General features: G+C 59.6%; 9 protein-coding genes and 4 tRNA genes. 1 reads left to right on the top strand and 12 read right to left on the bottom strand.

All coding sequences use genetic code 11. The features are described 5' to 3' along the window. Window positions 1-51 precede the first annotated feature (51 nt). Window positions 52-3,330: an EAL domain-containing protein gene (locus tag BFW87_RS01030; protein WP_078738138.1), complete on the top strand. Its 3,279-nt coding sequence runs from the start codon at window positions 52-54 to the stop codon at window positions 3,328-3,330. Window positions 3,331-3,342: 12 nt separating this feature from the next. On the opposite strand, the gene BFW87_RS01035 is transcribed toward BFW87_RS01030, so the two are convergent. The 12 genes from BFW87_RS01035 to gltX all read right to left on the bottom strand — a co-directional run bounded on the left by BFW87_RS01035 (window position 3,343) and on the right by gltX (window position 12,473). After that, a complete protein-coding gene (locus tag BFW87_RS01035; protein ID WP_176159692.1) occupies window positions 3,343-4,617 on the bottom strand; it encodes a hypothetical protein in 1,275 nt (424 codons plus the stop codon). Window positions 4,618-4,657: 40 nt separating this feature from the next. Continuing rightward, complete coding sequence (locus tag BFW87_RS01040; RefSeq protein WP_176159693.1) at window positions 4,658-5,302, bottom strand: hypothetical protein; 645 nt, start codon at window positions 5,300-5,302, stop codon at window positions 4,658-4,660. 396 nt (window positions 5,303-5,698) lie between these two features. Beyond that, the gene (locus BFW87_RS01045) at window positions 5,699-6,883 is read right to left on the bottom strand and encodes a hypothetical protein (RefSeq protein ID WP_078738140.1); all 1,185 of its coding nucleotides are present in this window, start codon (window positions 6,881-6,883) and stop codon (window positions 5,699-5,701) included. 387 nt (window positions 6,884-7,270) lie between these two features. Further along, a complete protein-coding gene (locus tag BFW87_RS01050; protein WP_078738141.1) occupies window positions 7,271-8,236 on the bottom strand; it encodes a tRNA dihydrouridine synthase in 966 nt (321 codons plus the stop codon). A gap of 55 nt (window positions 8,237-8,291) precedes the next feature. Next, window positions 8,292-8,726 (bottom strand): acyl-CoA thioesterase, encoded by a 435-nt coding sequence (locus BFW87_RS01055; RefSeq protein ID WP_078738142.1) that lies wholly within the window; start codon window positions 8,724-8,726, stop codon window positions 8,292-8,294. Between the two features lie 38 nt (window positions 8,727-8,764). Beyond that, window positions 8,765-9,598: an alpha/beta fold hydrolase gene (locus BFW87_RS01060; protein WP_078738143.1), complete on the bottom strand. Its 834-nt coding sequence runs from the start codon at window positions 9,596-9,598 to the stop codon at window positions 8,765-8,767. 14 nt (window positions 9,599-9,612) lie between these two features. Next, window positions 9,613-10,152, bottom strand: coding sequence for a TetR/AcrR family transcriptional regulator (locus tag BFW87_RS01065; protein WP_078738144.1), 540 nt, complete (start codon window positions 10,150-10,152; stop codon window positions 9,613-9,615). Window positions 10,153-10,333: 181 nt separating this feature from the next. After that, window positions 10,334-10,409 (bottom strand) — tRNA-Glu (locus BFW87_RS01070). Between the two features lie 79 nt (window positions 10,410-10,488). Beyond that, window positions 10,489-10,564 (bottom strand) — tRNA-Ala (locus BFW87_RS01075). 50 nt (window positions 10,565-10,614) lie between these two features. Next, window positions 10,615-10,690 (bottom strand) — tRNA-Glu (locus BFW87_RS01080). Window positions 10,691-10,768: 78 nt separating this feature from the next. Beyond that, window positions 10,769-10,844: transfer RNA gene (locus BFW87_RS01085), tRNA-Ala, on the bottom strand. 147 nt (window positions 10,845-10,991) lie between these two features. Beyond that, window positions 10,992-12,473, bottom strand: coding sequence for a glutamate--tRNA ligase (gene gltX, locus BFW87_RS01090; protein ID WP_078738145.1), 1,482 nt, complete (start codon window positions 12,471-12,473; stop codon window positions 10,992-10,994). Between the last annotated feature and the right edge of the window lie 176 nt (window positions 12,474-12,649).

Below are 12,649 nucleotides of genomic sequence, written 5' to 3' on the forward strand. Positions count from 1 at the left end.
GCCCGTATAAAAAGCCGCGCCGAACGCCCATTGAGCCAAGGCCCTTTGATAATGCGCAACCCCGTCGATTCCGTGCCACCCCTGCCCCGCATCTACGCCCTTGACCCCCAAGAGGCGGAGCAAAGCTGGGACAGTGCCCCGCAACTGCTGGCAGCGCTGAATGCCGCGCGGCTGGGTGCATGGTGCTGGGAAATCGACACCGGGAAAATCAGCTGGTCACGGGGCACTCAGGCGCTGTTCGGCTTCGACCCCAGGCAGCCCTTGCCCAAAGACCTCGATTACCTCGACCTGCTGGCGCCCGAAGACAGCGCCCGGGTGGTGCGGGGCTTTCACGCGGTACTGGCGGGCGAACCCTTCGAGCGGGCGATGCATCACCGTATCCAGTGGCCCGATGGCAGCCTGCACTGGCTGGAAATCAGCGGCAGCCTGACGCCGGACAAAACCGGACGACGGCGAATGATCGGGGTGATTCGCGAGATCACCCACCAGCGCGACCGCGAAAGCGCCCTCAGCAGCTCTGAAAAACGCTTCGCCACGCTGTTCCATCTGTGCCCGAACATGGTCCTGCTGACCCGCCAATCCGACGGTTTGATCAGTGAAGCCAACCAGTATTTCGAGATGCTGTTCGGCTGGCCGCTGGCGGATGTCATCGGGCGCACCACCCTGGACCTTGGTTTATGGCGCCACCCCGAGCAGCGCGCCCTGCTGGTCAAGGCCACCCAGCGCAAGGGCGAACCGATCAGCATGGAAGTGCAGTTCTGCGCCAGCAACGGCCAGATCCACGACGGCACCCTCAGCGCGCAAAAGGTCGAGCTGGACGGCGAGGCTTACCTGATCAGCACGTTTCTGGACACCACCGAGCGCAAAACCGCCGAGCAAGCCCTCAAGGACAGCCAGGAACGCCTCGACCTGGCCCTGGATTCGGCGCAGCTTGGCACCTGGGACTGGCACATTCCCAGCGGCATGCTCTACGGCTCGGCGCGCGCGGCGCAATTGCACGGCCTGCCGCCAGCGCCCTTTCACGAACCCTTCGATGCGTTTTTCGAGGGCATGTCGGATGAAGAACGCGAAGGCATGCGCAACGCCTATCGCAGCCTGCGCGAAGGCCCGGACGGCAACTACCAACTGACCTACCGCGTGCAGATGGAGGACGGCAGTTCACGCTTCCTCGAAAGCCGCGCGCGCCTGTATCGCGATGAAGCTGGCAAGCCGCTGCGTATGGCCGGGACCTTGCTGGACATCACCGACCAGGTGGAGCGCGAGCAACGCTTGACCACCTCCGAAGAAAAATTCGCCAGTTTGTTTCAGGCCAGCCCCGACCCGATTTGCGTGACTCGCCTGGACAGCGGCGCCTTTATCGAGATCAACTCGGCGTTTACCCAGACGTTTGGCTGGACCGCCGCCGAAGTCATCGACAAAAGCGCCGAGCAGATTGGCCTGTGGGACGACTCGAGCAAGCGCCTGCAACGTATTGAACGGGTGATCCGCGAGCAGTCCTTGAGCAACGTGGCCATTGTGGTGCACCACAAGAATGGCCAGATGCTGACTTGCGTGATTTCCAGCCGATTGATCAAGGTCAGCGACCAGCCGTGCATCGTCACCACGCTGCGCGATATCACCCAGCAACAACGCTCGGAAGCCGCACTCAAGGCCAGCGAAGAGAAATTTGCCAAGGCCTTTCACTCCAGCCCCGACGCGATTTCCATTACCGAGCGTGATACGGGCCGCTATGTGGAGGTCAACGACGGTTTCTGCCGCCTGACCGGTTACCGCGCCGAAGACGCCATCGGCCTGACGCTGTATCAGATCGGCATCTGGGCTGATGAAAACCAGCGCGCCGCGCTGCTCGCCGAGCTGCAAATCAAGGGCCGTATCCATCATCTGGAAATGCTTTGGCACAACAAACGCGGTGAAATACTCGCGGTGGAAGTCTCGGTAGAACCCATCACCCTGAATGAAACCCCATGCCTGCTGCTGACCGCGCGAGACGTGAGCTTGTTGAAAAATGCCCAGGCGCAGATCCGTCACCTGGCCTACCACGACCCGCTGACCAACCTGCCCAACCGCGCACTGTTGATGGACCGCCTGAGCCAGCAGATCGCCCTGCTCAAGCGCCATAACCTGCGCGGTGCTTTGCTGTTTCTCGACCTGGATCACTTCAAACACATCAACGATTCCCTCGGTCACCCGGTGGGCGACACGGTGCTGAAAATCGTCACTGCGCGCCTGGAGGCCAGCGTGCGCATGGAAGACACAGTGGCGCGGCTGGGCGGCGATGAATTTGTGGTGCTGCTCAGCGGGTTGGAAGGCTCGCGCACGCAAGTCAGCCACCAAGTGCAGGAGCTGGCCGACACCCTGCGTGAATTGCTCTCGGAGCCGATGTTTCTCGACGGCCACCGCTTGCAGGTCACGCCGAGTATTGGCGTGGCGCTGATTCCCGATCACGGCTCGACCCCGGCCGACCTGCTCAAGCGCGCCGACATTGCCCTTTATCGGGCCAAGGATTCAGGGCGCAACACTACGCAGATGTTCCACAACAGCATGCAAAAAACCGCCAGTGAGCGGCTGCGCATGGAAACCGACTTGCGCCTGGCCCTGTCGCGCGGCGAGTTCAGCGTGCATTACCAACCGCAGGTCGACGCACGCGGCAACAAGATCATCGGCGCCGAAGCGTTGGTGCGCTGGCAGCACCCTCAGTTGGGCGCGCAGTCGCCCACCGAATTTATCAAGGTGCTCGAAGACAGCGGCCTGATCCTCGAGGTGGGCACCTGGATCCTCGACGAAGCCTGCGGCGCCTTCGCACAGTTGATTGCCGAAGGGCTGGTGGACCCGCTGAATTTCAGCCTGTGCGTGAACATCAGCCCCCGGCAGTTTCGTCAGAACGATTTTGTGGAACGGGTTGAACGTAGCCTCAAGACGCATCATTTGCCCTTCAGCCTGCTGAAGCTGGAAATCACCGAGGGCATCGTGATCCAGAATCTGGACGACACCGTGCTGAAGATGCGCCGCCTGAAAAAACTCGGCGTGAGTTTCGCCATGGACGACTTCGGCACCGGCTACTCATCGCTGACCTACCTCAAGCGTTTGCCGGTAGATGCGCTGAAGATCGACCAATCCTTCGTGCGTGACGCCACGCATGACCCTAACGATGCTGAAATCATCCGTGCCATTGTGGCGATGGCGCGCAGCCTGAACCTGCAAGTGATCGCCGAAGGCGTGGAAACCCCGGAGCAACTGGCGTTCCTGCAACAGCTGGGCTGCCATGTATTTCAGGGGTATTTGCACAGCAGGCCGTTACCGATTGAGGAGTTCAGGCAGCTGCTGGAGTAGGCGCGCGCCGGGTCAAACCAGCTTGAGCGCCTGGTAGGCGCTGTTCTCCCATTGCGACGGCTTCAGCCGGTATTTTCCGCCGTAATAGTCGATTACCCCATTGATCACGCCCATTGAATGGTCGTTATCGGCCAGGGTGCCGATGGCGCCTGCGGCCAGCTCCCTGACGTTGGAGTCACGGACGTAGCCATACAGCCCGAGCCTGCGTAGCGCCTCCCCCGGGTGCTCACCGTCATTCAAGGTTTGCATCGCAACCTCAAAACTCTGATTACCCCGAAAATCGTTGTTTTCAAGCTGAGCGCGCTTGACGCTCACCGCGTACAGGAAGTTAGCGTCGTCCAGCTGCGCCTGATCATCGCCGCGCAAATTCGAACCGCGCCGAGCTGCTTCCAGCTCCTCATGGCTCAAAGAAACCGTGACGCTATCGCGCATACTCACCTTATACCCCCAAGGTGTCGCGCCAATGTGCTTATAGATGCCTGCCGGGTTCTGCCCAAACCGCATCATCGCCGCTTTGATCGCCGACACAGTGACACAGTTGCCCTGATCGCCCTGATAGAACCCTGACCAGACATCCGCAGGTTTCACACCAACCGGTACGGCGGAGACGGCAACGGCGTTACGCGCCTGCCGATCCGTGCCGAAGTTCAGCAGGCGGTAGCCATAACCACGATCCACGCGGTACTTGTCAGCGTAGTGATGCTTGATTCCGTCAAGCACCAGCGCACTGCCTCGGTGGTGCGTCTCCAGCACCCCCACCACGCCCCCACCGACCATCTGTTGGGCGGGCACATACTGGGCCAGCCCGTACACCCCCATGCCCTGCAAACACCTGAGGGCGGTCTCGCCCTCCAGCGTTTTCGCCAGCGCAGCGGCAAAGTCGGGATAATCGCCCGTCAGTTGCTTACGCTTGACGAACGCTGCGAACATGAAATTGGCGTTCCTGACGGCTGCGCTGTCCGCCCCGGTGAACCTCGAAGCAGACGACGCCTGCTGGAGTTCATCAAAGGCCAGGTCAATCTTGAACTCGTCCTTCATCGTCACCGCGTATCCTCCAGCGACGGGTCGAACTTCATTGAACACATCCGTCGGCGAGCCGCCGAACGTCATCATCATCATTTTGATCACAGCCGCATGGGTGCTGCCGTCGAAGTTTTCGCCAAAACGCCGTTCGCTGACCTCGAATGCCGGAATGCGCGGCGCCGTTTCTTGAGGTTCAGCGTGCGATGGAAACCCGGCAGTGCGGGCCGGCGCTGCACTGAGTTGATGGAGCGGGAAGAGATGCATACCGTTAATCCTAAGCCATAAGAAAACTGCAATTGCGGTGTCACACCAGGGCAATTGCGTCGCCATGTACAGGCGCCCGCCCCTTGCGCCCCCACATCTCTTCGAGGCCATCGATGACAGCCACCGAATGGCCCCGCCGATTGCAGATACCGACCAGGCCGTCGCCGAGCTTGCGAGCCTTTACAGTGCGCATATGCTTGCGCAGGCCCAGGCGCTCCAGGCCCTCCCCGGGGCCGAACTCATCTTCCTTATCGTTCAAACTGCGCATCGCGGCGTGAAAACTCCTGCCAGCCGTTCCGTCGTTGTTTTCCATTTGCGCGCGCTTGACGCTGGCGGCGTACAGAAAGTGCGCGTCCTTGAGGAGTTCTCCATCACGGCCGACAAAATTTGAGCCCCACGCGGCTTGCCTCAGCTCACGCTCAGTCAGTGACAGCACAAAGTCATCGCGCATGACCACCCGAAAGCAGTCGGCAGTTTTTGTGACCGCCTTGTAGATATCCGTAGGGCTTTGCCCAAACCGGTGCATGGCCGCCTTGATGGCGGACACTGTCACGCAGTTTCCGCTCGGCCCCTGGCGAAATCCGCGCCAGATATCATCCGGCTTGGCTCCGTTGCGCTTCATCGAAAGGCCCGGCATGGAACCGGCAAGCCCTGCTTTCGGGGCGACCGGTTGCAACGTCGGCATGACCTGGCGACCCGATTCAGACTGCGTGGGTACAGGTGCTGTCTCTCGAATGGGCCGACTTCCCAACAGGCTCGCAAACGTCTCAAACAGGGACGTGAACAATGCTTGCATGCCGGGAAACATACCGGGCCCAGTCGCCGGCCTGAGCGGGCTTCCTGTCGCGGCGGCAGTTTGAAAGTACTTTTCGACAGTGCGGCCACCTGCAACAGTGCTTGGTAACGGTGCTGAACTTCGCTCGCGCACATCAGGTACAGAGGCCGCTCGATAAGCGCCCACCGCAGCATTATGATTTGAAGAGTAACAACGCATAGCTTCTCCCTGAACAGACACTTCCCCGACTTGACTAAAGCGGGGAAGCCTCTGCACTACTTAAACAGATTGAAGAGGGTTGTTTTGTCAGGCGCCGAAGTTCGACCTCTGACTGACGTTCCATCCACGAAACTCAGAGGCGTCGGCAGCAGGCCCTGGGCTGGTTATATCTACTTTCTGATCACCCTCGACTTCATTATTGTCAATTCCCACTTCATCCTTATTGCCTGCCACTTCAACTTTACTGTCTTCTACTTTTTCTTCACCGCTTTCAACTATATCTTTAGTGCTCTCAACCTCATCTTGCCCGCCTTCCACTGCAGAACCCGGAACAATTTTTTGCTCGGAACCCGACACCTTTTCAAGCGGGCGATTTGATGTCGCCGCATGCTCAGCTGTTAAAGTACTTTCAGTTTCGTCAGGTGAAGTCGTGGTCAGTGCAGGGTTCAGTTTCACCCCAGACTCCAAGTGCTGCGTCACTTCCTGGTTTTCTGGTGTCGTGGTTGTAACTTCAGGATCCAGGATTATCCCGGACTCCAGGTGATGCTTAACGTCCGGCTTCTTGAGTGATGTCGCTTCAGAAGGGGTCTGCGTACCAGGAATGGTCGCTATAACGTTAACCTTTGGCCTCCTGCCACCGTCCAGCGACGTATCAGGGCAGTAACAGTGGTCAATGTTTACATTCACATGCACGTTGGCCTTTGCTTCATTCGTCACGCTGACCTCTGGCTTGAGCGCCTGTGGCAACAGCGAGCCCAATTGCGGCCTGAGCGCGCCCCGCGTGGTCACGGGCAGATCGGCGGCCTTGTCTTCATGGTTATCAGCGGTGTCGGACTTGGCGTCACGCGGCGCATTCGATCCCGGCTGCTGCTTGAGTGCCTCGCGCACCAGTGCAGGTATATCGCCTGCCTTGGCATCGGAGGTGCCGGTGGCCGCAGGCTTGTTCAGCACTGAGGTAACCGGTGCCGATTGCGGCTTGAGCGCTTCTGGTTTTGCGGCAGGCAAGTCCGCCTGGTCGGGCAACACGCCGGACTTCGATTGCTTACCGGCAAACATTTCGCGCAGCGCCTTGAACACAAGTTCCAACATATCAAACAACTTGTTAAGGGTACCGGCGTCAACCGTTACATCACCCTTTGGCGAATTGAAAACAGGCTGCGAAGGCGTATTGGCAAGCAAGGGCACGTTAAGTTTTGCAGGCATTTGCGAAGTTTGATCAAGGTGACCGTTGTCGACGTTAACGAACGCGGGTTTGTTTATCGATAGAGACATCACAGAATTCCTTAGGCAGTAAGACGCGACTCTATTAACGAGCCGACAAAGAGAGTCTTTGAAAACATGGAAGCAATCAGCGTCGCGTTCCAGTCCCTAGGTTCGTGGAGTTTTAGTCCAGCGAGTTCCAGAAATCGCGCTTCATATAAGGAAACCAAATTCAATCTTAAGACTTTTCCTGACAGCCACTTGAGTAAAAGTCCATGGCACACGCGCTTCGCAAACGATAAACCTGACACACACGCTAATAAACCGCGACACGCGCAACTTACAGACATCATTACGCAACGGCTAAAGTTAACGACTATGCTAGGGCGCCAATAAAAAAGGCGCCGATGGCGCCCTCTATGAGTTGAATGAAACTTTTATAAATATAAACCCGATATTTTACGCTGCAGCATTCGTCGGGTGAGGCATCCCCAGCAAACGGCTGACCTGCTGTAGATCGGTTTCCCGACGCATCGCTGTAAACAGCTCAACCGCCTCAGGGTAGTTGCGGGTCAGCATCGCCAGCCACTGCTTCAAGCGCCCTGGCGCCTGGCGCTCGGTGAGCTGTGCCACCGACTGAATCCAGAACTCCTGAAGCATGGGCTGCATCTGTGCCCACGTCATCGGCACCACCTCTTCACCCGCCTTTGCCGCAGCAATCTGTCGCGCCAGATCAGGCCGTGCGACCAGGCCGCGACCGAGCATGATGTCTTCTGCGCCACTGATTTCGCGGCAACGTCGCCAGTCTTCAACGCTCCAGATATCGCCATTGGCGAATACCGGCACGTTGACCACATCCTGCACGCGCGGGATCCACTCCCAGTGCGCCGGCGGCTTGTAGCCATCGGTTTTAGTCCGCGCGTGCACCACAATGTGCGCCGCGCCGCCTTCGGCCAGGGCCGTGGCGCACACCAGCGCGCCGTCCGGGCTGTCAAAGCCCAGGCGCATTTTGGCGGTCACCGGGATATGCGCAGGGACTGCGCGGCGTACATGCTCGACGATCCTGTTGAGCAGCTCCGGCTCTTTGAGCAACACCGCGCCGCCTCGGGACTTGTTGACGGTCTTGGCCGGGCAACCGAAGTTGAGGTCAATCACCTCTGAACCCAACTCGCAGGCCAGTGCGGCGTTTTCCGCCAGGCACACCGGGTCCGAACCCAGCAGTTGCACACGCAACGGCACGCCCGCAGCGGTGTGGGCACCGTGCAGCAGTTCCGGGGCGAGCTTGTGGAAATAAGCGGGGGTGAGCAGCCGGTCGTTGACGCGGATGAATTCGGTCACGCACCAGTCAATACCGCCCACGCGGGTCAACACGTCCCGCAGGATGTTGTCGACCAACCCCTCCATGGGCGCCAAAGCAATTTGCATGGAAAACACTCAACAAAAATCGTGGCGCAGTTTACTGGGTTTCCTGCAGCAACCGTTAACCCCCCGTCAGTGCAGGGCCGTAACCGTCGAGAAACTCGGCAGGCATGCGCTTGGGCTTGCCGCTGGACAGTTCGATGCAGACGAATGTGGTTTGCGCGCGCAGCAAGGTCGCGCCATCGCGGGGACGAAACAGCTGGAAACGCCGGGTCATTTTCAGGCGCTGGTCCCAATCGACGATCCAGGTGGCCAGTTGCAGTTCATCGCCCTCATAACCGGCAGCCAGGTAATCGATCTCGTGACGCACCACCGCCATGGCGCGGTCCAGCCGACGGTATTCGGTGAGGTCCAGCCCCAGGCGCTGGGAATGGCGCCAGGCACAGCGCTCCAGCCAGGCCACGTACACCGCGTTATTGGCGTGCCCCAGGCCGTCGATATCGTCGGCGGCGACCTGCAGGTCGATGATAAACGGCGTTGCCAAATCCCAGCCCATGCCTTGCTCCAGTCGATTAATGTCGGCGGGGCAGTGTATCAGGCGGTTTGCCGCTCCTGTAAACGACGGCCGGCGAGCAGGGCCAGCACAGCATCGATCACCCGCGGATCGGCCAGCACTTTCTGATGGCCGCCCTGCTCCAGGCGCAGCAGGCGGCTGTCGAACCACGCTTCGTGAATCGCTTGGGCGGCTTTGACCGGCACGAATGTATCGTCCTCGGCGTGTACGATCAGGCCCGGGATATTCATCTGATAGTGCGCGACATCCAGATGCTTGAGCGGCATGCCAAAGGTCAATTCAACCTCCTGAATGAACGCCGAGCGCGCACGCGGCGGCAGGCCAACCATGCGCGTAAAACCCCGCAGCACATCCAGAAAGCGTGAGGGCGCGGCTATGCTCACCAGGGTTTCGGTACGCAGCCCCAATTGCACCGCCAGCATCGCACTGGCGCCACCCATCGAGTGGCCGACCACGGCGTGCAACGGCGGCAACTCATTGGCGGCCTCAAGCATGGCGCGCGCGAAGAGCAACACATGGGCCTCGCGCCCCGGTGAACGGCCATGCGCCGGGCCATCCAGCGCGATCACTGAATAACCGGCACCCACCAATGCGCTGATCAAACTGGCGAACTGCGTTGGCCGCCCTTCCCAGCCGTGCATCAGCAACACTGCAGGCCCCTGGCCCCAGCGCAAGGCCGACAGACCGAAGCGCAGGGTAATGCGCTCGGATTGGGCCAGCAAAGGCAGTTCCCAATCGCGTGGCGGCAGGTTGCGCGGCGTCATGAAGGTACGACGCAACTTGCTCGCCACCGTGTGCGGCGCGAGACGGCCGACGGTGTTATTGAAGCCACGAACCCAGGTTAATGCGCCCATCATGCGGCTCCTTTTCAGCGCACTGCCGACTTGGCGGCGCGTAACACGCGGTCAGACAACTCGCCCGGGCCCAGCGCGCGGGCCAGGGCCAGGCCGCCGATCATCAACGCCATGTCTGCCAGGGCCTTGTCGGTGTCTTCCGGGCTCGCCGCCAGTTGCGCGGCCATGAGTTCGACGTGTTCGTTCAACGCGTCGCGAAACACGTCCGGCAGGCGGCTCATCTCACCGACAGTCGCCGGGATCGGGCAGGCCTGTGCGGTGGAGTCGCGGTGTTTGCGTGACAGGTAAAACGCCGCCACCAGCCCCCTGCGCTCTTCACCGGTGAGTTGCGCGTCCATGTCGTCAATCGACGCGCGACGCCGGGCCAGTAACTGAGTGAAGGCCTCCAGCATCAGCGCGTCCTTGCTTTCAAAGTGCGCGTAAAAGCCACCGACGGTCAGCCCCGCGGCGCCCATGACTTCACCGACGCTGGGCTCGGCCGGGCCGCGCTGGACCAACGCCGCACTGGCAGCCTGCAGAATGCGTTCGCGGGTTTGCGCTTTTTTATCGCTCATCACAGCCTCCGGTTCTCATGGGTTGAATATTATTACCATAATAATATTTAGCAAGCGACAGGCATGACCGCTGGTCAGAGCAAAAACAGCAAATGAGGAGAGGATTGGCCAAACGCCAGACAAACAAAAGGGCCATTCAATAATTGAATGACCCTTAAAAATCCCGCAGAGCGGGTAATCGTGGCGTCCCCTAGGGGACTCGAACCCCTGTTACCGCCGTGAAAGGGCGGTGTCCTAGGCCACTAGACGAAGGGGACACAAACCTTCTGTACAACAGATCAGCGCTGAGAACTGATCGATTCAAGGACGGTGTGGCCAGACCTTGAACCTGTAAATTGGTGGAGCTAAACGGGATCGAACCGTTGACCTCTTGCATGCCATGCAAGCGCTCTCCCAGCTGAGCTATAGCCCCGGATTTTTCGTCTCGCGACGCAGCAGACCTTTCGAGCTGCTTGTTGAAACTGGCGTCCCCTAGGGGACTCGAACCCCTGTTACCGCCGTGAAAGGGCGGTGTCCTAGGCCACTAGACGAAGGGGACAAAACCTTCTGTACAACAGATCAGAGCTGAGTTCTGATCAATTCAAGGACGGTGTGGCCAGACCTTGAACCTGTAAATTGGTGGAGCTAAACGGGATCGAACCGTTGACCTCTTGCATGCCATGCAAGCGCTCTCCCAGCTGAGCTATAGCCCCTCATCGGTGAGGACGGGGCGAATCTTAATGGCGGTTTGGAAGTGTGTCAAATTTATTTTCAACAATTTCCAAAGTTTTTTGCCGGGATAACAATCACTTACCAGCGAAACCCCGGAAAACCGGGGTTTCGCCGTTTCAACGGCTTGCTCAGGCAATCGCGCCCAGCAGCTTTTCCCACTCTTTGTTTTCTTTCTTCGACACACCCCCAAGCAAATCAAGGGCTTGGCGCAGACGGAAACGCGTGAGGTCCGGGCCGAGAATTTCCATCGCATCGAGCACCGACACCGAACTGGCCTGGCCGGTGATCGCGGCAAACATCAGCGGCATGGCATCGCGCAATTTCAATTCCAGCGACTCAACCACCGCCTGAATCGTCGCAGTAATCGCGTCCTTCTCCCACTGACGCAGGCTTTCGAGCTTCCACAGGATCAACTGCATCAACTGGCGAACCTGATCGCCCGAGAGCTTCTTGGACTCAAACAGCTTGGCATCCGGGTTCACGCCACCGGCAAAGAAGAAGCTGGCCAACGGCGCAACCTGGCTGAACGTCTCCACCCTGCCCTGCACCAGCGGCGCGATTTTCATCATGTATTCAGGGTTCAGCGCCCACTGCTGCACGCGGCTGGCGAACTCTTCCACCGGCAAGTCACGCAGCCACTGGCCGTTGAGCCACGACAGTTTCTCGATGTCGAAGATCGGCCCGCCCAGCGAAACGCGCGACAAGTCGAAGTTGTCGACCATTTCCTGCAGCGAGAACTTCTCGCGCTCGTCCGGCATCGACCAGCCCATGCGGCCCAGGTAGTTGAGCATCGCCTCAGGCATGAAGCCCATGCGCTCGTAGAAGGTCACCGACGTCGGGTTCTTGCGCTTGGACAGTTTGCTCTTGTCCGGGTTACGCAGCAGCGGCATATAGCACAGCTGCGGCTGTTCCCAGCCGAAGTATTCGTACAGCAGGATCAGTTTCGGCGCCGACGGCAGCCATTCTTCGCCGCGCAACACATGGGTGATGCCCATCAGATGGTCGTCGACCACGTTGGCCAGGAAGTACGTCGGCAAGCCGTCGGTCTTCATCAGCACCTGCATGTCCATGCGGTCCCACGGAATCTCGACGTCGCCGCGCAGCATGTCCGGCACCACGCACACGCCTTCACTCGGCACTTTCATGCGGATCACATGCGGTTCGCCGGCCGCCAGGCGCTGAGCCACTTCTTCTTTCGACAGCAGCAGTGCGCGGCCGTCGTAGCGTGGGGTTTCGCCACGAGCCTGTTGCTCGGCGCGCATCTGGTCGAGTTCTTCCGCGGTGCAGAAGCACGGGAACGCATGGCCCATGTCCACCAGTTGCTGGGTGTACTGCTTGTAGATGTTGCTGCGCTCGCTCTGGCGATAAGGGCCGTGCGGGCCACCCACGTCCGGGCCTTCAGCCCAGGTGATGCCCAACCAGCGCAAGGCGTCGAAAATCTGCTGTTCCGACTCACGGGTGGAGCGCACCTGGTCGGTGTCTTCGATCCGCAGGATGAATTCACCGCCGTGCTGCTTGGCAAAGCAGTAGTTGAACAAGGCGATGTAGGCAGTGCCGACGTGGGGATCCCCAGTAGGCGATGGCGCAATGCGCGTGCGGACGGTGGTCATGGCAGGTCTCGAATGGGCGATAGAGCTGAAAATTGAAACAAGGGGCGAATGGTAACAGCCACAGGTGGTTGGGCTCCAGCTTGGGTGATTCAGGGGGACCGAGGCGCTGCCATCGCAGGCAAGCCAGCTCCCACATTTTGACTGCGTTCACAGTTCAAGGTGGGAGCTGGCTTGCC

Origin of the sequence: Pseudomonas fluorescens (assembly GCF_002022275.1) — a bacterium.
Classification (GTDB): Bacteria; Pseudomonadota; Gammaproteobacteria; order Pseudomonadales; family Pseudomonadaceae; genus Aquipseudomonas; species Aquipseudomonas fluorescens_AJ.

Coding starts and splice junctions, on each gene's coding strand:
- BFW87_RS01030 (WP_078738138.1), top strand. CDS start 52: ATGCGCAACCCCGTCGATTCCGTGCCACCCCTGCCCCGCATCTACGCC.
- BFW87_RS01055 (WP_078738142.1), bottom strand. CDS start 8,726: ATGGGCTGGGATTTGGCAACGCCGTTTATCATCGACCTGCAGGTCGCC.
- BFW87_RS01060 (WP_078738143.1), bottom strand. CDS start 9,598: ATGGGCGCATTAACCTGGGTTCGTGGCTTCAATAACACCGTCGGCCGT.
- BFW87_RS01050 (WP_078738141.1), bottom strand. CDS start 8,236: ATGCAAATTGCTTTGGCGCCCATGGAGGGGTTGGTCGACAACATCCTG.
- BFW87_RS01035 (WP_176159692.1), bottom strand. CDS start 4,617: ATGCATCTCTTCCCGCTCCATCAACTCAGTGCAGCGCCGGCCCGCACT.
- BFW87_RS01045 (WP_078738140.1), bottom strand. CDS start 6,883: ATGTCTCTATCGATAAACAAACCCGCGTTCGTTAACGTCGACAACGGT.
- gltX (WP_078738145.1), bottom strand. CDS start 12,473: ATGACCACCGTCCGCACGCGCATTGCGCCATCGCCTACTGGGGATCCC.
- BFW87_RS01040 (WP_176159693.1), bottom strand. CDS start 5,302: ATGCCGACGTTGCAACCGGTCGCCCCGAAAGCAGGGCTTGCCGGTTCC.
- BFW87_RS01065 (WP_078738144.1), bottom strand. CDS start 10,152: ATGAGCGATAAAAAAGCGCAAACCCGCGAACGCATTCTGCAGGCTGCC.